We start from the raw sequence: 26,496 nt of genomic DNA, 5'->3' as shown, positions 1-26,496 counted from the left end.
GTGCTCGCTTGAACCCCCTCCCCCAGAATCCCTTGGCCGCGTCCGGCTCGTTCGCGGCGATGAAGTCCGTGCCCTACCGTCTCCAGTTCACGGCTTACGTGCTGGCGATGATGGCCGACAATATCGAGCATTTGATCAGCTATTGGGTGGTGTTCCAGAAATTCCATTCGCCGGCGCTGGCGGGCTTTGCGGTGCTGTCGCACTGGCTGCCGTTCCTATTGTTCTCGGTCGCGGTCGGCGGGCTCGCGGACCGGTTCGATCCGCGACGCATCATCCAGTGCGGCATGGTGCTGTTCATCGTGGCATCGAGCGGCTGGGGCTTCTTCTTTCTCACCGATACTATCCAGATGTGGCACGCGATGCTGCTGCTGGTGATCCATGGCTGCGCCGGCGTGTTGTGGCAGACGCCGAACCAGCTGCTGCTCTACGACCTCGTCGGCCCCGCCGATCTGCCGAGCGCAGTACGGCTGAACGCGATGGCACGCTATCTCGGCATCCTGGTCGGGCCTGCCGTTGGCGGCATCATCATGCTCAGCCTCGGCACCTCGCACGGCATCATCTTCAACACGCTGTTCTATCTGCCGATGCTGCTGTGGCTGTTCTGGGCGCCGATGCGCGACAAGAGCATCGCCATGCGGCGCTTCGCGGTGCGCGGCCTTGCCGACATCGTGCTGACGATGCGCGCGATCGGCACGCAGCCGGTGCTGTCAGCGATGACGTGGCTCGCCGGCCTCACCTCCTTCATGATCGGCAACGCCTATCATGCCCAGATGCCGGGCTTTGCCGGCGATCTCGGCCATGGCGATCCCGGCGTCTCCTACAGCATGCTGCTCGCGGCCGACGCGGCCGGAGCGCTGCTCGCCGGCATCGCGCTGGAATCCTGGGGGCGTCTCAAGGGCACGCCGCGCACCGCGATCATGCTGGCGATGTGCTGGAGCGGGGCGCTGCTCGGCTTCGCTTTGGTGCGGATCTATCCGGCCGCGATCGTGCTGCTATTCTGCGCGGGCTTCTTCGAGCTGTCGTTCAACACCATGGCGCAGGCGCTGGTGCAGCTGAACGCACCGTCCGACATCCGCGGCCGCGTCGTCGGCCTTTACAACATGGCCGGCCTCGGCATGCGCGCCTTCAGCGGCATCACGGTCGGACTATCAGGCGCGGCGATCGGCATTCACTGGTCGCTCGGGCTCTCGGCCGCCGTGCTGCTCGCAGGGCTGTGTCTTCTCTATCGGCGGCGGGTGCGAGAGGCTTGACCGGCTCAGCCCGGCTGGGGTGCGCGGACGGGCCTGCCCGCCCTTGATGTGGCTTTTCCAGCGCATTGTGTCTGTCCGTGTCCGGCGGGCCCGATCCTAACGCGGCATTAACCCTATGCACCTTAGGGTCGTCCCGGACTCCGCCCGGGCGGGGGGTCGGGTGTTGGAAATGGCGTTGGCGAACAAAAAATTTCTTCCGGCCGCCGAGGAGCGTCGGCGTTTCCAGCGGGTGAAAGTGCACCTGCTCGGCCGTTACATGCTGCCGGACCGCCGCGAATTCCCCTGCCAGGTGATCAACATGTCGCCGGGCGGGCTGGCACTGCTGGCCCCCGGCATCGGCAATGTCGGCGACCGCGTCGTCGCCTATCTCGACCATATCGGCCGCGTCGAGGGCAAGATCACCCGGATCATCGACAATGGCTTCGCCATGACGATCGGTGCGACACCGCGGAAGCGCGACAAGCTTGCGGCCCAACTGACCTGGCTCGCCAACCGCGACATCCTCAATCTGCCGGAAGACCGCCGCCACGACCGTGTCGTGCCGCGCAACCCGATCGCGGTGCTGACGCTCGAGGATGGCACCAAGATGACCTGCCGCATCATCGACCTGTCGCTGTCGGGCGCCGCGATCGCCGCGGAGAACCGCCCGCCGCTGAAATCGACGGTTCTGCTCGGCCGGGTCCAGGGCCGGGTGGTCCGAAACCTCGAAGACGGCTTCGCCCTGGAGTTCATGCACGAGCAGCCGGCCGAGACACTCGAAGAGAGCGTTACCGCCCGGTAAAGCGCAACGACCCCAAAACCACTGCATTTCCGGCCTCGAAGGCGGCCTCCGTGATGCGGACGCCGCCTTTTTCGTGCGTTGCGACCGGCCCCCCGCGGGTTAACGCAAGGGTTGCAGCTGCGCGCAAACGACGGCTTCAGCAGCGTTTGCCGCGTTAATAGATAAAAATTGAATCAATTGCAGTCATTTCAAACTTTATGAGAATTCGATTCAAGTATAGTTCGAATTCGACGCGCGTTTTACTTGCATTCGTCTCGACTTGACTTGGATGACTTAGCGGCAACTCAAAAGCTCCGTGCGAAATGTGGTCCCAACAAGAAACGGGGGCCGCAATGTTTGATTTCAGGGGACAGGGGAAAGGGCTGGCGCTGGCTGCCATGCTCTTCGGATTTAGCGCGGCAGCGCAGGCCGGCGAAGGCCGCCTGCTCTACGCGAGCCTCGGCGACACCACGCGTGCGCCGATCGGCTGGGTCGAGTTCTGTGCGGACAATGCCGCTCAGTGCCAGGGCGGGCCGACGCAGGCACGCGATATCGTGATGTCGCAGGCTGCATGGCGCGACCTCATCAAGGTCAATCGCTGGGTCAACGAGACCGTGAAGCCTTTGACCGACCAGGAGCACTGGGGCGTGATCGAGAAGTGGTCGCTGCCCTCAGACGGTTACGGCGACTGTGAAGACTACGTGCTGTTGAAGCGCAAGATGCTGATCGATGCCGGATGGCCGCGCGAGGCCCTGCTCATCACCGTCGTGCGCGACAAGAAGGGCGAAGGTCACGCGGTGCTGACGGTGAAGACCGACAAGGGCGAGTTCGTTCTCGACAATCAGAACGAGAACGTCCTTGCCTGGACGGAGACCGGCTACCGCTTCGTCAAGCGCCAGTCGCAGAGCGATCCCAACGTCTGGGTCTCGCTGGGCGATACCAAGCCGGCGGTCTCGACCGCCAGCGCGAGAGATTGATCGTTCACCCAAGGAAAGAGTCACGCGGCCCGGTCACATCCCCACCCCTCCCCGTCCCAGACCGGTTCGCGCGCGGCCAGGCTTCCCCCAAAGCCTGGCCGCAACTTTTTGAGGGAATTGCCGCTCACTCCGCGGCTTCGAGATTAGCGGGCCTATCGACCTCGCCGAGCGGTGACACGGCAGGACCATTGAGCGCCGTGCCGTCAGGCGCGAACTGCGAGCCGTGACAGGGACAATCCCAGCACTGCTCCAGCGCATTCCAGTGCACGACGCAGCCGAGATGGGTGCAGCTGGCCGAGTGCAGATGCAGACGTCCGTTGCGGTCCCGGCAAGCGGCAATCTTCTTCAGGCCGCTGCGGACGAGACGCCCCTCGCCCGGCCGCAGCCGTTCGACGCTCGCAATCTCGCTCGCCGCAAGATACTCCGCAAAATTCTTCAGCGGGGTGATGTTCTCACTGATGAACTCGCCGATGTTCTTCTGGATCTTCCGTGACGGGGCGTAGATCTCTTGCCACGGGCTCGCACCCGTCGTGATCAGATCCGTCACCAAAAGGCCGGCGACGAGCCCATTCGTGATCCCCTGCCCGGAATCGCCGCTGACGATGAACAGATGCTCCTCGCCGGGGCTGCGGCCGATGAAGCCGGCGAAATCAACCGGCTCCAGCACCTGGCCGGACCAGCGATGAGTGACCTCGCGCAAACCGGGCAAGCGATCGCGGGCCCAGCGCTCGAGCGCGTCAAGGCGCTGTGCGCCGTCGTTCGCTTCGCCCGATTTATGATCTTCGCCGCCGATGATCACGATGTCCTCGTCGGCAGAGAACGGCTGGAGCCGGACATAATGATAGGGATCGAGCGTATCCCAATAGAGCGCATCCTCCAGCGCGCCGGCCGCAATCTTCGCCGCAAGCGCATAGGTGCGGTAAGGCGCCTGCTTGGTGTGGATCGCCACCTGCACATTGACGGGCGAGTTCGTCGCGACCACCACGTCGGCGGCGTGGACCTCGTGACCCGAGGCCGTCGTCACGACCATGTCGCCGTGGCGTTGACCGATGCTCTCAACACAGGTGTTGCTAAAGAGCCGCACACCCCGCCGCTCGAGTGCACGCGCTAACCCCGCGAGATATTTGGTCGGGTGCATGCGCGCCTGGCTTTGAAAGCGCAGCGAACGCACCTGGCCCTTGGCATGGAACGGGGTTGGCTCGATGCAATTCTCGACGGGAATTCCGAGCTTGCCACAGCAATCCAATTCCTTGTCCAGCTCCGATGCGGGCGTTTCGGACGCCAGCACCCAGTAACCGTCGACGCGTCGAAAATCACAATCGATGTGCTCGGCACCCTGGATGACCTCGGCGCGATCGATCGCGGCAGCAACGCTCTGATAGTAGCGGAGCGCGCAATCAAGCCCGCGCACCCTCACCAACTCGTCGTAACCGTCGTCGAGCGCGGTGGCCAGGTGGGCAGTGGTCCGCGCCGTCATCCCGCTGCCGATGCCGCCGCGGTCCAGCACCACGACCGAGCGTCCATGGCTGGCGAGCTCATAGGCGACCGACAGCCCGGCAATTCCAGAACCGACAATGACGACGTCCGTACCCATCGTACCGGATAGCGCCGGGGCGTCGGCAACCGAAACATCCATCCAGAGCGATCGGGTGTGCTCGTCTCGTACATTCATGACACTACTCCTCGAAGCAACAAACGATGCGACGGGACGAGGGTTCCTCTCCGACCGCCGGCGAGCGGAAATGCCATTGAAGATCACCACATTCATTAGGAACCTTCATCGCGCTCGCGCTTGAAACCGCATGAAAAATCCATCACCCGGAATGCGCAGGGCGTTACGTCAAGCCCAATTGTACGGACACCTGCTCGTCCGGAATGACAGGCTGTATTACCCAGGAGGCAATCATCCGATCTGCTCGATCCAGCTTGCACGCGAGATGGTCAGGTCAGGATGGATGACCAAGCAGGACGGCGAATACGAGATCACGCCTGACGGGCAGCTTGCCGCCGAAAGCGAGTACAGTCGCTGATGCGCTCGCTGGGGTCCGGCCGCGACTTCGACAAAACGCCGGTCCTGACCGTCGAGCCAAAAACCATCCGGCGCAGGCGACAAGCGGCGCAGATACGCGCGCGCGTGTCAGTGCTCAAGACTGTTTTTGTAGATCCTGCCGTCCTTCATGATCACCACAAAATTCTTCGTGGGATCTTCGATGAGCCTGATGTCTTCGAGCGGATTGCCGTCGACGAGCAGGAGATCGGCGAGCGCCCCCTCCTCCACGACGCCGAGCTTGCCGGGATAGGGATCCCGCAGACCGGAGAGGCGCAGCAGTTCCGCATTGGTCGACGTCGCCATAGTCAATGCTTCGGCCGGCGTGTACCAGCGCGTGAGCGCGCTCAGCAACGCACCTTGCTTGTCCGCCAGTGCCTTCGAGAACAAGACGTCGGTGCCGAACGCGGTTTTGATGCCGTACTTTCTTGCCAGCGCATAAAGGCGGTCAGTGCCGGCAACCACCTGCCGCATCTTGTCCTGTTCGGCAGGCCCAAGCGCGGCCGCGCCGGCGAGATCGAGGAACGGCTGTGTGCTCAGCCATATTCCCTTTTCCGCCATCAACCTCGCGCTCGCCTCGTCCATGAGGTGACCGTGCTCAATGCATCTGACGCCGGCCGCGATCGAGCGTTGGATCGCGACCGGGGTATAGGCATGGGTCGCGACATAGGTGCCCCAATTGTCGGCCGCCTCGACCGCGGCGCGGAGTTCGGGCTCGGTGAAGGTCGAGACATCGAGCGGGCTGAACGGCGACGCGACACCACCGCCCGCCGCAAGCTTGACCTGCGAAGCGCCTTGCATCAGTTGCTCGCGCGCCCGCATGCGGACCTCGTCGGGACTGTCGGCGACCATGCTGCCGCCGATCCGCTCCATGCGGCTGAGCATGCCGCCGATCGTGCGCGGCAGATCCGAAAGCTGACGAAAATCGCCATGACCGCTGGTGATGGTGATCATTGCGCCCGAGGGATAGATGCGAGGGCCGGCAACGAGATCTTCGTCGATGGCCTGCTTCAGTCCGAACGAGGGGCCACCCATATCGCGCACGGTCGTGAAGCCGCGCATCAGCGTCGCAGTTGCCTCGGCCGCGGCGAGCAGATTGTTGTAGCCAACATCGCCTGCGAGCGCGGCCATCGGCGTCGGGCGCACCAGCATCGCATGCCAGTGTGCGTCGATCAGCCCGGGCATCAACACGCGGCCACCGCCGTCGATTACCAGACCGGCAGCAGTGGCTTCGCCAATTGAGATTTTCTCGATGGTCTTGTTCCGGACAAGAACGCTGGATGGTGCAGAGAGCGAAACGGACTTGCCGTCGAATATCCGGACGTTGCGGAACAGGATAGCGGGGTCCTGCTGCGCCGATACCGGTGACGGAAGACCGAAGACGCCTCCAACGAACCAAAGCGCCATGACAGCCCGCAGGAGCGTCGCCGGCCTACGCCAACTCATATGTAATCTCCGCAGCGCTTACGCAGGCTTTGCCACAGGGAGCCACGCAAAAGTCAGCCACCCGATGCCATGAGACAACAAGTCGATGCCGAGCAACAGTCCCAGAACCCACAGCCCGGTCATCGGAAAGCCCGTCAGGATGATGAGTCCCGCCAGAACACCAAACACGCCCGACGCGAATATGATGCCGCCGCCCTGCTGCCAGCGGCCGATGCCGATCAGCATGCGTACGACACCGGAGACCAGGAGCGCAATGCCGAGCACATAAGTGAGCAGGAGCGCTCCGGTCAGCGGCTGGGTGACCAGAACAATGCCGAAGGCAATATAGAGCATGCCGAGGATGATCTGCCAGACGAAGCCGCCCCAGCCCTTGGTCCAGAAGGCGTGGAAAATTTCGAAAGCGCCCGCGGCGATGGCCATCCAGCCAATGAACAGCGCACTGACCACGGTGAAGAACGCGATGTCGCCGAGCACCATCAGCCCTGCGAGCACCATGAACAGACCCAGCAGCACACAGACCCAGCGAGGCGGTTGCGGCAGGCCCGTCGCGCCCATGGGTGCGCTATTGTCGTAAGTGGTCATGACATCCTCCTCGGTTTACCTCCAACGCCATCCGCAATGACGGCGGCCACGGTGCCACCAGCACTCCCAGCGCCGACGCCGCCGATGCCATGATGGCGGGCGAGGCCGTGGACGTTGTGGCGGCCGACGCGCTGGGCGTTGGCCGGGGTCCTGTAACGGACGGGCAGTCTGCTGCGCAAAGGTGCCGGCAGCGGGCTCGCGCCTGCTCGGAACGGGATGATCCTTTGGCTCCGGCAGGGCCACAGCATCGTACGACTCTAGGGTCACTCCTGCACCAGCGACCATCACGCCTCCCAACAGCATCCGCAACGCGGCGCGTCGATCCATCTCGCTTACTGATCTCATTCCTGGGTTCTCTTTCACGAAATCCTCTGCCCTTCTTCAACGCAGGCTCTCGCAGGGGCTTCATCGATTGGGATCTCACCCGGCAGGTAGTTAGGAAGTTGTCCGGCCGGGATAATCGCAATCAGGGCGAGACCCGCCATGATCAAGAGTCCAATCTTGAGCGCCCGCAGGCGTGCCTCGGTGTTCACCCGCACGGCTTCCGCGACCTGCTGCGGCGATCCGCTCGTGCCTTCCAGCACGGTGCGCAGGCGGTCGTTGCTGACGAAGGTGATGTTGTCGAGATCGACCTGGGCCTGAAGCTCCGGCGTCAGCACGGGACTTGCCGTGATCCTGCCGAGTGCGATGGTGCTGAGTAGACCGACCAGAAGAGCTCCTGCGACCGCGGTCCCGACTGCGGCGGCAAGATTTTGCGTCGTGCCGCGCAAGGAGCCGACGTCACCGGCGAGTGCTTTTGGAGACTCTGTCACGAGGACGTTGAACAGCAGCGTCACCAGCGAGCCCTGACCAATGCCGAACAGGAAAAGCCCGAACAGCACGGGAATTTCGCTCCAGTCGTTGCGCACGACAAAGGCGAGCCAGACCAGCGCGATGGTGCAAACCGAAAACCCGTAGCGACCGATCTGGCGCGGCGTTAGTCGCTCGTAGACATTGACGATCAGCATCGCCGAGAAGAAGACCGTGAGGTTGAACGGCATCATCGCAATAGCGGTCGCAAGCGGCGAACGCCCCTGCACGATTTGGATATAGAGCGGCACCGTGAAGTTCAGTGCAGCCTCCAGCGCGACCACCGCGAACAGCGCAAAGACCGCGCAACGCTCCTCCGGCGAGTCGACTACCGCCAAGGCCAGCAGCGGCGTCTTGCCGGCGGCTTGCCGCCTGTGCGTCCACAGCAGGAATGCCTGGCCCAGCACGATGCCGAGCAAGATCATGACTGGGGCGGGCGAAAGGCCGAACAGATCAAACGGTGCGTTCGGGGTCGCCACCGCGAGCCCCCAGCCGTTCAGATTGTTGAAGCCGAAGCTGATGAGGATGATCGCGGTCGCGGCGAGCATCACGCCGACGAGGTCGATCTGCACGTCAGGCCGACCGTGGTCAGGTTTGAGGCGGAAGCTCATGAGAAAAACGATAGCGGAGGCCGCGATCAGAATTCCGAACGCCGGCCGCCAGCCGATATAGGTTCCAAAGACGCCGCCGACCACAAACGCCAGCACGCCGGCAGCCGCACGGGCCGAGCCGAGCGCACCCAGCGCGGTTGCCTGCTGGCGGCCCGCATAATTCTCGGCAATTAGCGCGACCAGCGAAGGCACGATCACCGAACCCGAGGGACCGCACAGCGCTTGCGCGGAAATCATGACCGATGCGGACGGGCTGAACGTCATCATGAGCTGTGAGACGAAGAACAGCACGACCGCGCCGCGGAACACATGCACCGCGCCAAATCGTTGAGCAAGCTTGGCGCCGAGCATCACGAAGCCGGCAACCAGCATGGAGTAAGCTACGATGCCTGTCGCGACTGTCGTGGGCGCGACGCCAAAGCTCTCGACCATTCCACCCATGGCCACCGGCAGCGAAGCCACGTTGAATGACATGATCATCTGGCCGAGCGCGATTGCGATCATGGGAACCCATGAGGCGCGCTCCTCCTGGTGAATGCCGCCGATCGACATTGTCTGCGTGGCCATGGCGTCCTCCAGCTTGATCGGCGTTGCGACCGGCCAGGCTATGAGCCGACCGATCCTTTCAGCATCGGTTCACTCTTCTGGTTTCGATACGAACAGATCCATTCCCAGCCGCTGCGACAGGAACTTTGCGGCGAGTTGCCCCCGCACGCTGTTGCCGGCGGCATCGAGCGGCGGCGCGAAGGTGCCGAAGCCGCCCTTGCCTGGGGACACCGCGACGATGCCGCCGCCGATCCCGCTCTTGCCCGGCAGGCCGATGTCGTAGAGCCAGTCGCCGGAGGTCTCGTAGAGCCCGGCTGTGATCATAACAGCCAATGCGTAATGGCAGATCGAGGCATCGACGACGCGCTGCTTGGTCACGGGGTTGACGCCGCCGTCCGCGAGCGTTGCGCCCATGACCGCGAGGTCGCGCGCGCTCACATTCAGAGAGCACTGCCGGGTATAGAGATCGGTCGCTTCCTTTGCGTCGCAGTAGATGCGGTCATAGCTCTCCAGAAGCCGCGCTATGCTGCGGTTGCGAAAATTGGTCTCCGACGCCGAGGCGTAGACCTCTTCGTTGAGCGGCAGCGTGCGGCCGGCAAAGCGCGACAATCCGTCATGAATGAATGCCCATCGCGCCGCGGCGGTAGCGCCAGGCGCCAGGCTGGTCGTCGCAATCGCGCCGGCATTCACCATTGGGTTGGTACGGCCGCTGCCCTGCTCAATCGCGGCGAGCGAGTTGAATGGGAGACCGGTCGCGTTCGCGCCGAGCTTGGCGCGGGCCTCCTCCGGCCCGATGGCCTCGCAGACCAACGCGAACAGGAACGGTTTTGACACGCTCATGATGGAGAATTCGTAGTCGGCATCGCCAGCGCCGAAGATCTGCCCGCTTGTCGCAACGACACAGACGCCGAACAGCTCACTCGGCACGCGCGCGAGCGCGGGGTAGACCTGCGAGTTGGTTCCATCATGATTTGCTTGAAATCGTCGCTGTGCCTCGGTCACCAGCGACTGCACGGCGTCCGCGCCGGGCAGATGGCCGGTCGAGACGTAAGCCGTCTCTCGTTCGTCAACCAGAGGACGCGCCATGGCACCACTCCGTAGAACGGATTCAACTGATGTCGGCTCCGTTCTAGAACTCGACGCTCGCCACCAGTTGATTCCCCCAGCTCGAGCGAGTCAATTTACAACCACAAGGCGATTTTGCAGGCCTGCCATACGACTCCACAAGAGATGCAGCGACCGCGCGATGCAGCGGGAATTTCTGGCATATGCGTAAGCCTCGCTGTCGAGCCATGTATCGAACTCTATTCAAAAGCAAATACCGACCGAGATAAGAATCAAGGTCAGATTGTAATTCGCTTGCGCTGGAGTACGATCATGCGCGGCTGCGAAAGGATCATTGGGCGAAAGAGAAGCGCGAAGAAATCCACATTATATAAACGAGGCGTAACATGGTGGCACAAACGACTGACGGACATGTCCTGCTGGTCAAAAAGCTCGGCGGCCTCTTCGCAATCATCATCGGATGCTTGCTGACCGCAGTCGGCGTGACCTTCGAATCCAGCGGGACGACTTTCTTCGGCGTTCTCTTCCTGGTGCTTGGCGCGGGTTTACTCGTGCTGAAAATCGTCAAACGAAACGAATGATCTTCGTTGCCATAGGCAACTGACGCGGTTCGCTCAGGCGCCGAGCACATCGACCAGCCGCAGCTCATCGGCAGCGGGATCTTTCAAGAACAGCTCGGCCTCGATCTCGGTCAGATGCGACAGCATCTGTGCGCGGGCCGCCTCTCTGTCGCGCTTGCGGATCGCGGCGACGATGCCGGCGTGGTGATCGGTGCCGCAGGCCGGCGTGTCATGGCGGCGGTAGAGCAGGATGATGAGCGAGGAACGCGCGATCAGCTCCTTGAGGAAGCCGAGATAGATGCTGTGGCCACTCATCTCGGCGACCAGACGGTGAAACTCGCCGGAGAGGCGGACCGAGGCGCGCGCGTCGCCGCGCAGTTCGGCCTCGCGTTCTTCGGTGAGATGGCGCTGGAGACGGTCGATCCAGGCCGGCGATACCGCGTCGATGGCGTGACCAATGATCGTCGGCTCAATCAGGCGGCGCGCCTCGAACACTTCGCGGGCATCCGCAGGCGTCGGACGTGCGACGAAGGCTCCGCGGTTCTTCTCGATGTTGACGATGCCTTCATGCGCGAGCTGCTGCAGCGCGGTGCGGACCAGGGTACGGCTGGCGCCGTAGATGTCACCGATCTCGTCCTCGCCGAGCTTCGTGCCGGGTAACAGGCGGTGCTCGAGGATCGCGGCGGTCACGCCCTCCCGAATACGACTGACGCGATCGCTCGCGTCCGGCACGTCGAATTTCGGGCGGGTCTTGGCGGCCATGGATGTCAGGCTCGATCGAGAACGTTCGGCTGCGAATGTTAGTCGACGAGCTGTATCCAATCACAGGCGAAACTTTATACAATCTTCGCCCGTTTTGTGTGCAGGTGATTGCGCAGGCGGCAGGCAGCCCGGATCGGCCAGATTCAATCTAACGATCTGACTCCGCTGCACAGTTTTGAGAAATTGACCGCCGAGAGCCGTTGGCACGGACCTTGCGGAGAGAGGCGGGAAGCATCGCCCTCCCGTCGGACACGCCATGGCCACTCCTGCCGCTCTCGAACTGGTTGCCGTCACCAAACGCTACGACGCGACGCTGGCGGTCGAGGATGTCAGCCTGAAGATCCCGGCCGGCACCTATTGCTGCCTGCTCGGCCCCTCCGGCTGCGGCAAGACCTCGACCCTGCGCATGATCGCGGGCCATGAGGCCGTCAGCGAGGGCGACATCATCCTGGGCGCGCAGAACGTCACCGACGTTGAGCCCGCCAAGCGCGGCACGGCCATGATGTTTCAGTCCTATGCGCTGTTTCCGCATCTCAGCGTCATCGATAACGTCGCTTTTGCGCTGAAGATGCGTGGCATCGACAAGCCGACGCGCCACAAGCGCGCCGGCGAATTGCTCGAACTGGTGGCGATGAGCCCTTATGCCGGACGCCTGCCCGCACAGCTCTCCGGCGGCCAGCAGCAGCGCGTGGCACTCGCCCGCGCGCTGATCACCGAGCCGCAGATTCTGCTGCTCGACGAGCCGCTCTCTGCGCTCGATCCCTTCCTGCGGGTGAAAATGCGGGGCGAATTGAAGCGGCTGCAGCGCGAGCTCGGCATCAGCTTCATCCAGGTCACCCACGGCCAGGAAGAGGCGATGGCGCTCGCCGACCACATCGTGGTGATGAACCACGGCAGGATCGAGCAGCAGGGCACCGCGCGCGAGATATTCCACCGTCCCCGCACCGAATTCGTGGCGCGCTTCATCGGTGGCCATAACGTGCTCAACGATTCCGGCAAGCTGATCGCGGTGCGCGCCGATCAGCTCGGCATCGTCCCGTTCACTGACGGCGCCTTCGGCGCGCCGGCGCTTTTGACCCAGACCGAGTACCAGGGCTCCTTCATCGCTGTCTCGCTCACGCTCGACGATGGCACCGCCCTGTTCTCCCACGTTCCCGAGGCAACCTTCGACGTCCACCCGTTCCGTCCGGGCGATCGCGTGCTGGCCACCTGGGATCCCGCCAAGGCGCAACGCCTGCAATAGCGCCGATCGATCACTGGAATGCGCAACAGAGGAGTGACTGATATGACCGAGACCACCAGGACGAAGGGCGTCAGCCGCCGCACGCTGCTCAAGGGCACTGCAGGTCTTGCCGGCCTCGCCGCCGGCTCCGGCGCGATCACCGGCTTTCCATATGTGAAGTCGGCCGATGCGAAGGTGCTGCGCTATCTCGGCACCGCCGTAAACGAGGGCGACGACATCTCCAAGCAATGCCTGAAGGACACCGGCATCAAGATCGAATACATCACCGCGACCACCGACGACGTCACCAAGCGCGTGATGACCCAACCGAACTCCTTCGACGTGCTGGACACCGAATATTTCTCGCTCAAGAAGATCGTGCCGTCCGGCAACATCCTTGCCCTCGACGCCAAGAAGATCAAGGAATTCGACAACATCACGCCGGTCTTCACCAAGGGCGAGACGCCCGGCGGCAAGAAGATTGGAGGCCAGGGCACCGCGCCCTGGAAGGTGCTCTATCTCGAAGGAAAGGACTCCAAGAAGTTCGCGACGTCGGCGACTGAATTCGTCACGCTGATTCCGACCGTCTACAACGCCGACACGCTGGGCATCCGTCCCGACCTGATCAAGCGCCCCATCAGCTCGTGGTCCGAGCTGCTCAATCCCGAATTCAAGGGCAAAGCTTCGATCCTCAACATTCCCTCGATCGGCATCATGGACGCCGCCATGGTCGTGGAGGCCTCCGGCAAGTACAAATATGCCGACAAGGGCAACATGACCAAGGAAGAGATCGACCTCACCATGAAGGTGATGACCGAAGCCAAGAAGGCCGGCCAGTTCCGTGCCTTCTGGAAAGACTTCAACGAGAGCGTCAACCTGATGGCTTCAGGCGAGACCGTCATCCAGTCGATGTGGTCGCCGGCGGTGACGAAGGTGCGCTCGATGGGGATCCCCTGCACCTTCCAGCCGCTGAAGGAAGGCTACCGCTCCTGGGCCTCGGGCTTCTGCGTCTCCAAGGGCGTCTCGGGTCCCAAGCTCGAATGGGCCTACGAGTTCGTGAACTGGTTCTTGTCCGGCTACGCCGGCGCCTACCTCAACCGCCAGGGCTACTACTCTGCCGTGCTCTCCACCGCGAAGGCGAACATGGAGCCTTACGAATGGGCCTACTGGATGGAAGGCAAGCCGGCCGAAAAGGACATCAAGGCGCCCGACGGCTCGCTGCTCGAGAAAGCTGGTGCCGTGCGTGACGGCGGCTCCTACGAGGACCGCATGGGCGGCGTCGCCTGCTGGAACGCGGTGATGGACGAGAACGACTACATGGTCCGCAAATGGAATGAGTTCATCGCGGCGTAATCGACATGTCGGAAGAGGTCCTGCAACAGGCGGCCCCGGGCTTGATTCCGGGGTCGGGCACAGCGCGCGCCGCAAAACTGACGCGGCTGTCCCCGTCCTTCATCTCCTGGCTCCAGGCCGGGCCGATGATGCTGGTGTTTCTCGCCTTCTTCCTCATCCCGCTCGTCTTCGTCGTCATCGTCTCGTTCTGGGACTACAACGAATACCAGCTGCTGCCGGCCTTCTCGGGCCGCGGCTACACCGACACGTTCGAAGGCTGCATCGCGCAGCTCCCCGATCTCTGCACGATCGGGCGCACCTACGTGATGACGCTGAAGCTGTGCTTCATGGTCTGGGCCATCACGCTCTTCATCGGCTTCTGGGTCGCCTACTTCCTCGCCTTCCACGTCAAGTCCAAGACCTGGCAGATGGGATTGTCGCTGCTGTGCACGATCCCGTTCTGGACCTCCAACGTCATCCGCATGATCGCCTGGATCCCGTTGCTGGGCCGCAACGGCCTGGTCAATTCCGGCCTTGTCAAAGCAGGACTTATCAACCAGCCACTGGAATGGCTGCTGTTCTCCGAATTCTCCGTGGTGCTGGCGCTGGTCCACCTCTTCACCTTCTTCATGGTGGTGCCGATCTTCAATTCGATGGTGCGCATCGACAAGTCGCTGATCGAGGCCGCCTATGACGCCGGCGCGAGCGGCTTCCAGACGCTGGTCAACGTCATCATCCCGCTGGCAAAGCCCGGCATCGTGATCGGCTCGATCTTCGTCATTACCATCGTGATGGGCGACTTCATCACCATCGGCGTGATGGGCGGCCAGCAGATCGCCGCCGCCGGCAAGATCATCGAGACGCGGGTGAACGCGCTGCAATTCCCGGCCGCCGCGGCGAACGCCGTCATCCTGCTCGCGATCACTTTCTTGATCATCACCATGATGTCGCGCATCGTCGACATCAAGAAGGAGCTCTAGAGCATGAAGGAAGGACGCCCGCGCTCTTTCTACGTGCTCGCGATCTTCTTCGCGGCCTATGTGCTGTTTCTCTATGGCCCGATGATCGCGATCTACGTGCTGTCGTTCCAGGGGCCGCAGGGCGGCCTCACTTTCCCGATGAATGGCGTGTCGACCTTCTGGATCGCGAAGCTGTTCCAGGGCACCGGCATCGTCGATCTCGGCGCGGCTTTCCACCGCTCGCTGCTGCTCGGCATCATCGTGATGATCCTCACCGTCGTGCTGTCAGTCGCCGCCGGCATGGCCTTCCGCCGCAAGTTCAGGGCGCAGAGCATCCTGTTCTATTCGGCGATCGCAAGCCTGATCGTGCCCTCGATCATCACCTCGCTCGGTATATCGCTAGAGTTCCGCATCATCGACGACTTGATCAAGGCGCACTGGAACGAAAACTTCGAGACCTCGATGGGGCTGCTCACTTCGGGCCTCGGTGCCCACCTGACCTGGACGCTGCCGTTTGGCCTCTTGATCATGTTCGCGATCTTCAACCGCTTCGACCCCAGGCTCGAGGAAGCCGCACGCGATCTCGGCGCGACGCCGTGGCAGACGTTCCGCCATGTCGTGCTGCCGATCATATTGCCATCCGTGATCGGCATTGGCCTATTCGGCTTCACGCTATCCTGGGACGAACTCGCCCGCTCGAGCCAGGCGATCGGAGCTGTAAATACATTGCCGCTGGATCTGCAGGGCCTCACCACCACCGTGACGAACCCGGACATTTATGCTCTCGGCACCGTGATCTCCGCCGTCTCGTTCACGGTGATCGCGCTTGCGCTCGGCACCATCCACATGCTCAACAAGCGGCAGGCGGCCAAGGGCTCGGACGCTGGCAAGGGACTTGTCTGATCCGATGCGGCTTCACGTCGTCAATCCCAATACCACTGTTGCGATGACGACGAAGATCGCCGCTGCCGCGCGCTCCGTTGCCCTGCCCAGCACCGTGATCGATGCGCGCCAGCCGGCGATGGGCCCGGTCTCGATCGAGGGATTTTACGACGAGGCCTTTGCCGTGCCCGGCATGCTCGGCTGCATCCGCGAGGCTGATCGCGACGGCGCGGATGCGCACGTCATTGCCTGCTTCGATGACACCGGCCTCGACGCGGCGCGCGCCGCCGCGAAGGCCCCGGTGATCGGCATCGGCGAAGCCGGCTTTCATATGGCAAGCCTGATCGCTGCGCGCTTCGCCGTGGTGACGACGCTCGCTGTCTCCATCGTGCCGATCAAACATAATTTGCGAAAATACGGTCTCGCCGAACGCTGTGCCCGCGTGCGCGCCGCCGAGGTCCCCGTGCTCGCGCTCGAGGAGCGCAATGCCGATGCCGTCGGCCAGATCTCCGCGGAGATCTCGGCCGCGATTCGTGATGACCGCGCCGAAGCCATCGTGCTCGGCTGCGCCGGCATGGCTGATCTCGCCGCCGAGCTGGCCGCCACGCACGGCCTGCCCGTCGTCGACGGCGTCGCGGCCGCCGTGACGCTGGCGGAATCAGTGGTGCGGCTCGGGCTGACGACGTCCCGGCTCGGGCCCTATGCCGCGCCGCGGTCGAAGACCTATTCCGGGCCGTTTTCGCAATTTCAGCCCTGATCCGTGGTCCCGACGGGCCTTCGGACGCTTCAACTCCCGCTGATTGCTGGTTTTTTTGCCCTTAGCCTCTTTTTGGTCCCATTCCTTGCCGAAACGTAAGGCTTTCGGGACGCCCCGGTGATCCTCTGGGTTGCCGGTCTTCGCCACTCACCAAGTTTCAATTTGGGTTTTGTCAGCGATGATCGATCTCGCACAGGACACACCATCCGCCCCTCTCCTTCGCCTCGGCGCCCAGCCGATCGCGCTGACCGCGGCCGCGCTTCTCCTGCTGATCGCCGGCGTGACCTCGATCGCGGGCTGGCGTGCCTATACCGGCGCGGCACCGGAGACCGACCGGCTGGTAGCATCGCGGCAGCTCCAGGCCCGCACCGCACAGGCGTCCGAGCAACTCGTCGAGAAGACCAAAGGGCTGGAGGCGACCCAGCAGGAATCGATCGACCAGCTCCAGGTCGTGCAGGACCAGCTCCAGACCATGAAGCGGCTGATGGCGGCGCAGCAGGCCGACACCAAGCGCCTGTCCGAGCAGGTCGCGGCGCTGAACGAGTCCGTCGACGGCTTACGGCAGTCCTTTGCCAGCACCCGGGCCAGCGAGGCCGAAACACCCTCCGTTACCCGCAGGAAACCGGCGCGGCACCGCGTTCAGGCCAGCGCGGGCAAGCGGTCGCGCGGCTGAGCAACTCACGACACCGACGAATTTTTTCGACTTGTGAACTGGATCACATTCGCGCGTGTGATTCCGCGCGATGCTTGCGATACCGGATGGCGTGAGCCGATTTCAATGTCCGGGGCTGGCAAGGTCGTTGACGGTATACTGCGTCAACGGCCTTGTTTTTTGGTGGGCCGGCTACTCGCCAAGGATGCTATTCGCAGACGTCCACGCGCCGGTATCGCCATCCCGAAGGCGTCATGACCCGCTTGCGAACGACGTAGCAGCCGCCGTAACCATCGTCATAGCCGGCACCATAATAATAAGGACTGCCGTAATACGGATAGCCATAGCCATAATAAGCGCCATAGTAGCCGGCGCCGGCAAGCCCCGCCCCGATCGCGACGCCCGGCCAGAAGCCGCCGCCGTGCCAATGGCCGTGGCCGCCATGCCAACCGCCACCGCCCCAGCCGCCATGGCCGAAACCGCGCGCCTCGGCCACTTGCGGCGCCGACAGCCCTACGGCCGCGACGGTCACCGCCGCCATGATCATCTTGCGTAACATCACTCGATCCTCCGCGTGGATACGCTCCACGCTTCAAAGCCGGATCAAGCTAATGTCAGTTCGACATTTCTGACAGCCACGCTGTCTCACTTCCGCGCGAGCGTCAGCAGCCGCGGCAGATGCTCTTCATCTTCTTGTCGAGCAGCCGGTTCTCGGCGTTGACGGTGGCATCAGCCGCCCCACCTGCACCGCCGGTGGCGACTCCGGAGCCCGGGCCGGATGATTGAGCCGCACCCAGGCTGTTGGTCCCGGGCGGCGGGGCCGGCGAGTTGGCGACACCGCCCGTCGGTCCCGCGGAGCTTCCAGTCGATCCCACAGAGCCTGCGGTCGATCCCACAGAACCTCCGGTCGAGCTCGCAGAGCCTCCGGTCGATCCGGCAGAGCCGCCGGTCGCTTGCGCGAACGATACGGCCGGAATCGCCGCGAGTGCGAGGATCACCATCATGGTCTTGGTTGCGGACGATCTGGCAGACATTGGAAATTCTCCTTTGCCGGTCAACCGCTGCCGCGATCACCTGTTCCGGAACAAATGCCGTCACATCAGCTTGAAAGCGAGGAGGCCAAATCACGATGACCCATCGCGATCCCTTTGCTGAAGGCGAACGCGCTGCGCGCGAAAGCATCCCGGCAGAAGCCAATCCCTATTCGGACGGCAGCGACGAGCATGCGCTATGGGCCGCCGGCCACGAGAAGGTGGCAGGCGCGATCGAGGCACGCGAATCCGAGGGCATGTGACGATAGGTCGTCTGCAGCCGCACCGACTGGACCGACACGGCCCCGGGCATCTCAGCCGATCCGCTTCAAACCCTTCTTGAAGCGGGGACCGTTGGCCACGTAGAACTTGGCCGCACTCCCCATCTTCTGGACCTGGGCATCTTCGAGCGTGCGGATCACGCGCGCCGGCGAGCCAATGATCAGCGAGCGCTCGGGAAACTCCTTGCCCTCGGTGATGACGGAGCCGGCGCCGACGATGCTGTTGCGGCCGATCTTCGCGCCGTTCATCACGATCGCGCCCATGCCGACGAGCGCGCCCTCCTCGATGGTGCAGCCGTGCAGGATGACGTTGTGGCCGACCGTGCAGTTCCTGCCGACGTGAAGCGGGAAGCCGAGATCGGTGTGGCAGGTCGAGCCGTCCTGCACGTTGGCGCCTTCGCCGATCTCGATCCATTCATTGTCGCCGCGAAGCACCGCGCCGAACCAGACGCTCGCGCCCGGCTTCAGGCGCACACGGCCGATCAAGGTGGCGGTCTCCGCGATGAAATAATTGCCGTCGGCGGGAAGATCGGGCGCCTGCCCGTCGAGCTCGTAGATCGCCATGGAGGTCTCCTGTCAGGATGATCCTGGCATAGCGAAACGGCGGCCTGGACGCAAAGGGGCCGCCACGCGGAGCGTCAAGGGTCGCGCGGGAGGCGTCAGCCCAGCACGCCAGCTGCGCGCAGCGTCATCAGGAAGAAGGTGCCGCTCATCATGCTCCAGAAGCCGGCGATGAGGGTCGCCATCATCACGAATTCGGCGCGGCGGGTTTCCACACGGATGCCGCGGAGCGTGTTGCGCATGATGATGAAGGGCGCCGCGAAGACCAGGAAGGGCACGGCCGCGAAGGTCTTCGGCGCGACGCCGTCCTGCAACAAGCCGAAGCCGGCGGGACGCTGCGCGAACGCCTGGTATCCGTTCACGAGCGCGCCCGCGAGCGCGAAACCGATGCAGATCGAGAAGAAGGTATTGAGAGCTTCAGGTGTCATCGGAACGGTCCGCCCTTACGCGACGCTGGCGCCCACCTGTGACAAATCGTGCCGGTTAACGCTACATTATCCTTAAGGGAAGGTTAACGCCGCCCGCCAACCCGCGCAGGGGCCTTCCCGCTCTCCGCAGGTGGGGAGCGCTGCGCGAAATCGCCGGCACATGGCATATTCGCCGCTGATTCGTCGGCCAGCGGCCGACTGCGGCTTACCTTGCGCTAGCTCATGACGGTGTTTTCGGCAGCCTCCTCTCGCTCTCCCCGGACGCGCACCCGAGCGCACGTCGTCCCGATCGCGCTCGGCGGCGCCGCTGCGGCGTGCGCGGTCGCGCTCGTTGCCTATTTGCTGTGGCCGACCTGGGGCACGCGCGGTGCGAACGCCCCGGACAAGCTACCGGTGAGCGTCGGCGGCACCCTGTTCAACCTGCCTGTGACGGCGATCCGGATGAAGATCCAGCGACACTCCGGGCCGCAGGAGCGCATCGATCTCGATTTCCTCTATCCCTCGCTGGAACCGCCCGGCGCTCCGAAGCACGTCACCGCCGATACGGTGGAGGCGGCGGCGCAATCGATCGACCGCATCTTCCTGTCGATCGCGGCCCATCACGATGCACTCGCGCCCGAGCAGCGAACGGCCACGATCTATCCGCGCTATCTCGACCGGGCCGCGACGATGCCCGAAGAGGGCCTGACGATGCGGATGTTTCGCGCTGAGACCCCTTACGGCAGCGAGGATCTCTATTCCGCCGCAAGTCCGGCGCTGACCGCACGCTGCACCCGCGATGCGGCCACTCCCGGCATGTGCCTCTCCGAGCGCCGCGTCGGCGGCGCCGACCTCACCTTCCGCTTTCCGCGAAGCTGGCTGTCGCAGTGGCGAGATGTGGCGGAGGCGATGGAGAAGCTGACCGCGCAGCTGCGCGGGCCGAAGGGCTGAGCCGGGCCTCGGCTTGAAGGACGGGCTGGAGCCTCCCAAACAAAAACTGCGAAAACAACCCCATGCACAGTAGCCAAGCATTGGGGGCATCGGGGTTTTTCGTATTTTTCGAATCTCAACTTGACCCGTCGGGCAAAACAGGGGCATGATGTCATCATGCTTTTCCTGCAGCTCGGCGCGTGTCCCCATCCCGGCGCGTGCGCGCATCGTGGAGCACACTGATCGCGACATGGTCGTGCATGCCGAGCTCGTCGATCGGAGGGCATCATCGTTGCCGATGCCGCGGCGCGGCTGCGCATTGTTGCAAAAAAGTCGAGTTGTGCAGCTGCGTCGCCAATGCCCGTCGTTGCGAGAGGCTTGTCCAGCTCAAGAACGGCGGCGAAACAATCACGACATATTGGGGCGCTGCATTCGCAGCTCGCGTGTCCCGGACGCGCTGCAGCGTTCTTACGCTGCTGCGACGCCGAGCCGGGATCCAGAAGGCACCGCACTCCGCTGCTGCATGGGGCCCCGGCTCTGCAGCGCATCGCCGAAGAGGCGCTGCGCTGCGTCCGGGGCACGAAGCCGAAGTCTCCGTGTCACCACTATTCCTGATCGACGAGATCGTCCTCGAGGATCGCCATCTGGAACTGGAACGAGCGATCGTCGTCCTCATCGTCGACGAAGAGCACGCCGATGAACTCCTCGCCGATATAGACCTCGGCGGAATCGTCCTTCTTCGGCCGCGGCACGACGCGAATCTTGGGATTGCCGAATACGCGCTTCAGATACGCATCGAGCTTTCTCACTTCCTTGACGTCCACGGCAAGTCTCCAATCGAAATCTAACGTGGCGGGGTTTACGACGAGACGCGACGAACCGCCAGCATGAATTGCCAACGAAATTTGGGAGGGAAAGGGTCGGAAAATCCTGTTCCGATCAAACGAAGATCAAAGTCCCATGGCGTTGATCATCTGATCCATGGTGCGCGACGGCTCGGCGCAGCCGGCTTCACCGACGATCTTGGCGGGGACGCCCGCAACCGTGACGTTGTGCGGTACCGGCTTGACCACGACCGAGCCGGCGGCGATGCGTGCGCAATGGCCGATCTCGATGTTGCCGAGGATCTTTGCGCCGGCGCCGATCAGCACGCCATGGCGGATCTTCGGATGACGGTCCTCGTTCTCCTTGCCGGTGCCGCCGAGCGTGACACCGTGCAGGATCGAGACGTCGTCCTCGATGACAGCCGTCTCACCGCAGACGAAACCGGTGGCGTGGTCGAGGAAGATGCCGCGGCCGATGCGCGCTGCGGGATTGATATCGGTCTGGAACACCGCCGAGGCGCGGCTCTGGAGGTAGTATGCGAAATCCTTGCGGCCCTTTAGATAGAGCCAATGCGCCAGGCGATGGGTCTGGATCGCATGAAAGCCCTTGAAGTAGAGCAAGGGATCGATGAAGCGCGAAGTCGCGGGATCGCGGTCGTAGACGGCAACGAGATCGGCGCGGAAGGCGTTGCCGAGATCGGGATCGTCGCGCAGCGCCTCGTCATAGGTCTGGCGCACAAGATCGCCCGACAGCGCGGAGTGATCGAGCCGGTCGGCGAGACGGTGAATCACGGAATCTTCCAGGCGACTGTGATGCAGCACCGTCGAATAGATGAAGGTCGCAAGCTCGGGCTCGCGATGGACGATGTCTTCCGCCTCGCTCCGGATCCGGTCCCAGATCGGATCGAGCGATGCGAGCTTTCCTCCCGGATTGACCTGATGCACTGACATGGGATCTGCTCTTTCGAATGGGCTCGTTTTGTTGGTTCTATAGCACAGTCTAGGCGACAAAGTCCTGACCGGCTTGCCTGAGAGTGAACAGTGCCTTGCCTCGACACACCAAGCCAAAGTACTGATATACAAGACTTTCTTCTGACGCCCCCAAGCGGCAAGGTCGGCTCAAGGTGGCCAGAGTTTTGCCAAATTCAAGCCGGGCCGCGTCAAACTATTGGTGAATTCTCCCCCAACCGTTATTGCGGGCATGGTCCGAGCGAGGACGGAGCAGATTTGAGCATCACCACCGACCAATTGCGCGCGCGCGCCGCTGACACGTTCTGGCTGCGGCTGGCCGCAATGGCCCTGCCCCTCCTGATGATCGCGCCGGCGTTCTGGAACGGCTATCCCTTGTTGCAATGGGATACCGGCGGCTATCTGGCCCGCTGGTACGAGGGCTATCTCGTCCCCAGCCGCTCCACCGTGTTCGGCCTCTATCTGCACTATGGCGAGGGTTTTGATTTTTGGATCAACCTCGCGGTCCAGTCGCTGGCGACGCTGTGGCTGTTGCAGCTCAGCTTGCGCGTGCTCGGCCTGATGCAGACCTTCCGCTTCGTCCCGATCAGTCTGCTCCTGATCCTGTCGACCGCCCTGCCCTGGCTGGCCAGCATGCTGCTTACCGACATCTTTGCGGGACTGTCGGTGCTGTCGCTGTTCCTCCTGGTCATCGGACGACACCGCACCTCGGTGCCCGAAAAAATCGCGCTGTTCGTCCTCACCGCCTTTGCCGCAGCGACCCACAGCGCAACGCTCGGCGTGCTGCTCGGTCTGTGCGCCGCCGGCTGGATGGCGCGGCCGCTCCTTGGGCCTCGCCTTCCGTTTGCGGGACTGGCGCTGGCGAGTCTCAGCATCGTCGCGGGCGGCCTGATGCTGACGTCGGCGAATTATGCGCTGTCGGGCAAATGGACCTGGACGCCCGGCGGCTATGGCGTCGCCTTCGGTCGCATGATGCAGGACGGCATCGTGGCGCGCTATCTCAACGACCATTGCCCGCGCGAACACTACAAGCTCTGCCCTTATCGCAACGAGCTGCCGGCGAGCGCCGACGAATTTCTGTGGGGCAAGAGCATGTTCAACACCCTCGGCCGCTTCGATGGGCTGAACGAGGAGATGGGCTACATCGTCGTGCATTCACTCGCGGACTATCCGGCCTGGCAGGCCGGCGCGGCGCTGCGGGCGATCGGGCAACAATTGCTCCATGTCGCAACCGGCGAAGGCACCAACGGCTGGATCCCGCACACCTACGGCATCATCGAACGTTACGTGCCTTCGCAAGTCGCGCCGATGCGCGCGGCGCGACAGCAGCACTGGGCCGTCAATTTCGACGGCGTCAACTGGCTGCACGTCCCCGCCGCGCTGGCCTCGATGGCGGCACTCGTCGTGCTGCTGGTGCATGCGCTTGCCAAGCGTCGGCTTGACGATCTGACGCTGCTGGCAGCAACCGTGTCGCTGGCGCTGCTCGGTAATGCCTTCATCTGCGGCGTGATCTCGGGCCCGCACGACCGCTATGGCGCGCGGATGGCGTGGCTTGCGACCTTCGTGGTGCTGACGGCCCTGTTTCGCTCATTCGGCGACGACGCGCTGGCGGATGAGATCTCAACCGCGGCGTGAGAGGAAATCGAGCACGCCGGTCTTGTAGACCTTATCGCCGACCGCCCGCATGTGATCGCGGCCCGGGATATCGAGCACTTGCGCGCCCGGGATGATCGCACCGAGTGCGCCGGCAGAGCCTGCGACGTCGTCGGCGGTGCCGACCGCGATCAGCACCGGCACCTCGATGCGTGCAGCCTGCTGCCTCGTCATGAGGTCACGCGTGCCGCGGAGGCAGGCGGCGAGTGCACGACGGTCCGAGCGGGTCTGATCGGCGAAGGCGCGGAAGGTGCGCCCAACGGGATCGGTGACGTCGTCGAGCGAGGGCGCCTCCAGCGCCTTGGCGACGTTCTCACCGGGGCCGGTGCCCTCGATCAGACCGCCGATGCCGATGCCGCCGAGGATCGCCGAGCGCAGGCGCTGCGGCTCGTGGAGCGCAAGCCACGCCGCCATCCGTCCACCCATCGAATAGCCCATAATGTCGGCCTGCGGGATCGCGAGATGATCCATCAGTGCCAGCACGTCGCCGGCCATTATTGGGATCGAGTATTGCTGGGACTCGTAGAGCTTCGCACTCTCGCCGTGGCCGCGATTGTCGAGTGCGATGACACGGCGGCCGTTCTTGCGCAGTTCCGAGACCCAGGTCGGATAGACCCAGTTCACGTTCTTGCTGGAGGCAAAGCCGTGCACGAGAATGATCGGGTCGCCCTCACCTTCGTCGAGATAGGCAATTTCAACGGCGCCGTTGTGGAAGCTCGGCATCATCAGTTCCGCAGGTCTTGAGGGGAAAAGTCGATCTTAGAGCACGATCCGGACAAGTGTGCAGCGGGTTTTTCCGCTCCACAAACGCGGAACGCGTTTGCGCGGAGATCATGCTCAAACAATAGCCTCTATCGCGGCTACGAATGACCTCAATCTCATCGCGCTTCAGACCCTGAGGGCTGCATCCGCCAGAGCGGCCTCGGCGGCCCCCTGCGCCCGGCGGAGCCGCCGCGCGCGCCTGCGATCACACCAGGCCTGGGTCAGGCGCTCGGTGGTCGCCTTGATCGAGGACAGCAGTCCCAACAGGGTCAGTGCCGCGCCGAATAGCCAGAGCGTCAGATCGAACGCACCGCCAATGAGGAGCAGCGCGCCGCGGCCAAGCAGTTTCATGATGGCGCGGGTCTTGCCGCCCTGCGCTTCCGCGAGCCGCGCCGCGCGCGCCACATCTTTCGGGCCTTCGGCGATCCGCAACGTGTCCATCGCCCCGCGCGTGCCGGTCTTTCCGGCGACGCGCGTGACGTCCTTGCCGAGCCGAACCAGCGCGCCGGCCTTTTCGGCGCGGAACGCAGCCTTGATCGCACTCACGGTCTCGCCCGGGCGCAGCACCGAACCCTTGGCGACCGCGTTCTGAAGCATCGGCGCGTCGACGATCTCGCGCGCGGACCGGCCGGCCCACACGGCCAGCCCCTCGCCGAGCCGCCCCACCTTGCGCGCGTCCTTCACCAGCGTCAGCCCGGCGCGCACCGGCGCGGCACCACCGACGGTGACGTAGGTCGCCGCCGTCACCGCAAGGCCTGCCGCCGCCAGCCCCAGCACGAGGCGGTCGGTATCCTCGCCCATGGCGAGGTGCTTGCCTTCGCGGACGACGTCCCTGATGTCGCCGATTACGAAGAGATCGCCGGCCACCGTTCCCGACAGGCTCGCGACGTCGTCGGCATTGCCGGTGACGAGACCGGTGGCAAATCGTTTGGCGAAATGGGGGGTGGAATTCTCGGCTTTGACCGCATCGCTGACGCGGTTCAGGAGGTCGTCCGGCAGCGCGATGTTGCGGTCACGCGCGAGCGCGACGAAACTGTCGGCGAGATCGGCGTCGCCTGCGGCGAGCGCAGCCTCGATGTTGTCCTGAACAAGGCGATCGTTCTGCCGCAGCAGCGCATCGAGCTTGAGCTCGGAGAGCACCGCGGGATCATCCTGGGCGGCGAGAAGCGCGCCGGCCTCGCGGGCATGCGGCGCAACCTGCGCGAGCAGGAACGCGCATGCCGCGACACCGGTCAACGCTGTGCTGATTCGCAGCCATTTCATGCGGAAAGCCTGGACGGTCCTAAAATCGTTGACGCCTGACGCTTCGTCTGTCGTCGCAATTGCGCTCGCCCACAGACATAGTACGCCGAAATTGCGACACAACGTCCCCGACGAAAGAAGGGCTTCTCTCAAGCCGCAAGATTGTGTCGAATTTGCATGAGCAAATGAGCATGGGGCAATTGCGGAGCTTTCGGTTCCGCTGGACTAGCAATCATCTACACCCGCCAGTATGGTCCGCGGCGCCTTACTAATGCCGCGTCAGTTTGATTGTATCTGCCGCCATTGCCACTCCAGGATGAACTACGATGTCCGACCATGTCGTCCCGCACTTCCATAACGATGCCGGTGTTCCCGTCATCGAGATCGGCTCGCAAGAGTTCATGTGCGTGGGCGCCAATCCTCCGTTCGATCATCCGCACGTCTTCCTCGATCTCGGCAACGACAACGAGATCATCTGCCCCTATTGCTCGACGCTGTACCGCTTCGCGGCCGACCTGAAGGCGGGCGAGGCCCGTCCGCCGGAATGCGTGCTGAAGGACAAGGTGGCCTGACCGCT

General features: G+C 63.6%; 29 protein-coding genes. 15 read left to right on the top strand and 14 right to left on the bottom strand.

The genetic code is table 11. From position 1 onward, the window contains the following. The first annotated feature begins 8 nt into the window (after window positions 1–8). The 3 genes from IVB01_RS17110 (at window position 9) to IVB01_RS17100 (ending at window position 2,987) form a co-directional block, all read left to right on the top strand. A complete protein-coding gene (locus IVB01_RS17110; protein WP_256464566.1) occupies window positions 9–1,250 on the top strand; it encodes an MFS transporter in 1,242 nt (413 codons plus the stop codon). Between the two features lie 169 nt (window positions 1,251–1,419). Further along, window positions 1,420–2,031, top strand: a complete 612-nt coding sequence (locus tag IVB01_RS17105; protein WP_247494699.1) for a PilZ domain-containing protein — start codon at window positions 1,420–1,422, stop codon at window positions 2,029–2,031. Between the two features lie 332 nt (window positions 2,032–2,363). Next, on the top strand, window positions 2,364–2,987 hold the full coding sequence (locus tag IVB01_RS17100) for a transglutaminase-like cysteine peptidase (protein ID WP_247280055.1): 624 nt from the start codon (window positions 2,364–2,366) through the stop codon (window positions 2,985–2,987). Between the two features lie 124 nt (window positions 2,988–3,111). Here IVB01_RS17100 and IVB01_RS17095 read toward each other — a convergent pair whose 3' ends face one another. Further along, window positions 3,112–4,659 (bottom strand): FAD-dependent oxidoreductase, encoded by a 1,548-nt coding sequence (locus tag IVB01_RS17095; RefSeq protein WP_247494698.1) that lies wholly within the window; start codon window positions 4,657–4,659, stop codon window positions 3,112–3,114. A 130-nt stretch (window positions 4,660–4,789) separates the two neighbouring features. On the opposite strand from IVB01_RS17095, the gene IVB01_RS17090 reads away from it, so the two are divergent. Then, window positions 4,790–5,017, top strand: a complete 228-nt coding sequence (locus tag IVB01_RS17090) for a hypothetical protein (protein ID WP_247280057.1) — start codon at window positions 4,790–4,792, stop codon at window positions 5,015–5,017. Window positions 5,018–5,124: 107 nt separating this feature from the next. On the opposite strand, the gene IVB01_RS17085 is transcribed toward IVB01_RS17090, so the two are convergent. From IVB01_RS17085 to glsA, 4 genes are all read right to left on the bottom strand, one after another. After that, window positions 5,125–6,441, bottom strand: coding sequence for an amidohydrolase family protein (locus tag IVB01_RS17085; RefSeq protein WP_247280107.1), 1,317 nt, complete (start codon window positions 6,439–6,441; stop codon window positions 5,125–5,127). Between the two features lie 57 nt (window positions 6,442–6,498). Beyond that, on the bottom strand, window positions 6,499–7,062 hold the full coding sequence (locus IVB01_RS17080) for a DUF308 domain-containing protein (protein WP_247280058.1): 564 nt from the start codon (window positions 7,060–7,062) through the stop codon (window positions 6,499–6,501). A 359-nt stretch (window positions 7,063–7,421) separates the two neighbouring features. Next, window positions 7,422–9,089, bottom strand: coding sequence for an MFS transporter (locus IVB01_RS17075; RefSeq protein WP_247420728.1), 1,668 nt, complete (start codon window positions 9,087–9,089; stop codon window positions 7,422–7,424). A gap of 69 nt (window positions 9,090–9,158) precedes the next feature. Then, window positions 9,159–10,154, bottom strand: coding sequence for a glutaminase A (gene glsA, locus IVB01_RS17070; RefSeq protein ID WP_247420731.1), 996 nt, complete (start codon window positions 10,152–10,154; stop codon window positions 9,159–9,161). A 365-nt stretch (window positions 10,155–10,519) separates the two neighbouring features. On the opposite strand from glsA, the gene IVB01_RS17065 reads away from it, so the two are divergent. After that, window positions 10,520–10,714 carry a hypothetical protein gene (locus IVB01_RS17065; RefSeq protein ID WP_247296348.1) on the top strand — a complete coding sequence of 65 codons (195 nt, stop codon included), beginning with the start codon at window positions 10,520–10,522 and terminating at the stop codon, window positions 10,712–10,714. 33 nt (window positions 10,715–10,747) lie between these two features. Here IVB01_RS17065 and IVB01_RS17060 read toward each other — a convergent pair whose 3' ends face one another. Continuing rightward, the gene (locus tag IVB01_RS17060; protein ID WP_247280061.1) at window positions 10,748–11,455 is read right to left on the bottom strand and encodes a GntR family transcriptional regulator; all 708 of its coding nucleotides are present in this window, start codon (window positions 11,453–11,455) and stop codon (window positions 10,748–10,750) included. Window positions 11,456–11,711: 256 nt separating this feature from the next. Here IVB01_RS17060 and IVB01_RS17055 point away from each other — a divergent pair, with 256 nt between their 5' ends. The 6 genes from IVB01_RS17055 (at window position 11,712) to IVB01_RS17030 (ending at window position 17,280) form a co-directional block, all read left to right on the top strand. Further along, window positions 11,712–12,698, top strand: coding sequence for an ABC transporter ATP-binding protein (locus tag IVB01_RS17055; protein WP_247280062.1), 987 nt, complete (start codon window positions 11,712–11,714; stop codon window positions 12,696–12,698). Between the two features lie 42 nt (window positions 12,699–12,740). Beyond that, complete coding sequence (locus IVB01_RS17050) at window positions 12,741–14,030, top strand: extracellular solute-binding protein (RefSeq protein ID WP_247280063.1); 1,290 nt, start codon at window positions 12,741–12,743, stop codon at window positions 14,028–14,030. After that, on the top strand, window positions 14,030–14,989 hold the full coding sequence (locus IVB01_RS17045; RefSeq protein ID WP_247280108.1) for an ABC transporter permease: 960 nt from the start codon (window positions 14,030–14,032) through the stop codon (window positions 14,987–14,989). The genes IVB01_RS17050 and IVB01_RS17045 overlap by 1 nt, the downstream gene beginning before the upstream one ends. A 3-nt stretch (window positions 14,990–14,992) precedes the next feature. After that, window positions 14,993–15,871, top strand: a complete 879-nt coding sequence (locus IVB01_RS17040; protein WP_247280064.1) for an ABC transporter permease — start codon at window positions 14,993–14,995, stop codon at window positions 15,869–15,871. Window positions 15,872–15,875: 4 nt separating this feature from the next. Continuing rightward, entirely contained in the window at window positions 15,876–16,607 is a 732-nt protein-coding gene (locus IVB01_RS17035; protein WP_247280109.1) for an aspartate/glutamate racemase family protein, read from the top strand. Window positions 16,608–16,785: 178 nt separating this feature from the next. Next, window positions 16,786–17,280 carry a hypothetical protein gene (locus IVB01_RS17030; RefSeq protein ID WP_247280065.1) on the top strand — a complete coding sequence of 165 codons (495 nt, stop codon included), beginning with the start codon at window positions 16,786–16,788 and terminating at the stop codon, window positions 17,278–17,280. 187 nt (window positions 17,281–17,467) lie between these two features. Here the strand turns inward: IVB01_RS17030 and IVB01_RS17025 are convergent, their stop codons facing one another. Both IVB01_RS17025 and IVB01_RS17020 read right to left on the bottom strand, forming a co-directional pair. After that, window positions 17,468–17,818 carry a hypothetical protein gene (locus tag IVB01_RS17025; RefSeq protein WP_247280066.1) on the bottom strand — a complete coding sequence of 117 codons (351 nt, stop codon included), beginning with the start codon at window positions 17,816–17,818 and terminating at the stop codon, window positions 17,468–17,470. Between the two features lie 103 nt (window positions 17,819–17,921). After that, window positions 17,922–18,293 (bottom strand): hypothetical protein, encoded by a 372-nt coding sequence (locus IVB01_RS17020; RefSeq protein WP_247449062.1) that lies wholly within the window; start codon window positions 18,291–18,293, stop codon window positions 17,922–17,924. A gap of 95 nt (window positions 18,294–18,388) precedes the next feature. Between IVB01_RS17020 and IVB01_RS17015 the strand changes: the two genes are divergently transcribed. Next, window positions 18,389–18,553: a hypothetical protein gene (locus IVB01_RS17015; RefSeq protein ID WP_247280068.1), complete on the top strand. Its 165-nt coding sequence runs from the start codon at window positions 18,389–18,391 to the stop codon at window positions 18,551–18,553. Between the two features lie 51 nt (window positions 18,554–18,604). Here the strand turns inward: IVB01_RS17015 and IVB01_RS17010 are convergent, their stop codons facing one another. Together IVB01_RS17010 and IVB01_RS17005 are read right to left on the bottom strand one after the other, a co-directional pair. After that, the gene (locus IVB01_RS17010) at window positions 18,605–19,135 is read right to left on the bottom strand and encodes a gamma carbonic anhydrase family protein (RefSeq protein ID WP_247280069.1); all 531 of its coding nucleotides are present in this window, start codon (window positions 19,133–19,135) and stop codon (window positions 18,605–18,607) included. Between the two features lie 95 nt (window positions 19,136–19,230). Continuing rightward, the gene (locus tag IVB01_RS17005) at window positions 19,231–19,560 is read right to left on the bottom strand and encodes a hypothetical protein (protein WP_247280070.1); all 330 of its coding nucleotides are present in this window, start codon (window positions 19,558–19,560) and stop codon (window positions 19,231–19,233) included. Window positions 19,561–19,782: 222 nt separating this feature from the next. On the opposite strand from IVB01_RS17005, the gene IVB01_RS17000 reads away from it, so the two are divergent. Further along, complete coding sequence (locus tag IVB01_RS17000; protein WP_247280071.1) at window positions 19,783–20,490, top strand: hypothetical protein; 708 nt, start codon at window positions 19,783–19,785, stop codon at window positions 20,488–20,490. Window positions 20,491–21,074: 584 nt separating this feature from the next. Here IVB01_RS17000 and IVB01_RS16995 read toward each other — a convergent pair. Further along, entirely contained in the window at window positions 21,075–21,293 is a 219-nt protein-coding gene (locus IVB01_RS16995) for a DUF3126 family protein (RefSeq protein ID WP_007602550.1), read from the bottom strand. 126 nt (window positions 21,294–21,419) lie between these two features. Further along, window positions 21,420–22,244: a serine O-acetyltransferase gene (gene cysE / locus IVB01_RS16990; RefSeq protein ID WP_247280072.1), complete on the bottom strand. Its 825-nt coding sequence runs from the start codon at window positions 22,242–22,244 to the stop codon at window positions 21,420–21,422. Window positions 22,245–22,520: 276 nt separating this feature from the next. On the opposite strand from cysE, the gene IVB01_RS16985 reads away from it, so the two are divergent. Next, complete coding sequence (locus tag IVB01_RS16985) at window positions 22,521–23,897, top strand: hypothetical protein (protein WP_247280073.1); 1,377 nt, start codon at window positions 22,521–22,523, stop codon at window positions 23,895–23,897. Here the strand turns inward: IVB01_RS16985 and IVB01_RS16980 are convergent. Together IVB01_RS16980 and IVB01_RS16975 are read right to left on the bottom strand one after the other, a co-directional pair. Next, window positions 23,883–24,638: an alpha/beta hydrolase gene (locus IVB01_RS16980; protein WP_247280110.1), complete on the bottom strand. Its 756-nt coding sequence runs from the start codon at window positions 24,636–24,638 to the stop codon at window positions 23,883–23,885. The two genes, IVB01_RS16985 and IVB01_RS16980, sit on opposite strands and share 15 nt — an antisense overlap. 165 nt (window positions 24,639–24,803) lie before the next feature. Further along, entirely contained in the window at window positions 24,804–25,940 is a 1,137-nt protein-coding gene (locus IVB01_RS16975; protein WP_247420733.1) for a hypothetical protein, read from the bottom strand. A 305-nt stretch (window positions 25,941–26,245) separates the two neighbouring features. Between IVB01_RS16975 and IVB01_RS16970 the strand changes: the two genes are divergently transcribed. Then, on the top strand, window positions 26,246–26,491 hold the full coding sequence (locus IVB01_RS16970; protein ID WP_007602543.1) for a zinc-finger domain-containing protein: 246 nt from the start codon (window positions 26,246–26,248) through the stop codon (window positions 26,489–26,491). Window positions 26,492–26,496: the final 5 nt, after the last annotated feature.

Origin of the sequence: Bradyrhizobium sp. 164 (assembly GCF_023073715.1) — a bacterium.
In the GTDB taxonomy this organism is placed as follows: domain Bacteria; phylum Pseudomonadota; class Alphaproteobacteria; order Rhizobiales; family Xanthobacteraceae; genus Bradyrhizobium.
Note: the sequence above shows the minus strand (reverse complement) of the source record. Positions and strands in the feature narration are given on the sequence as shown.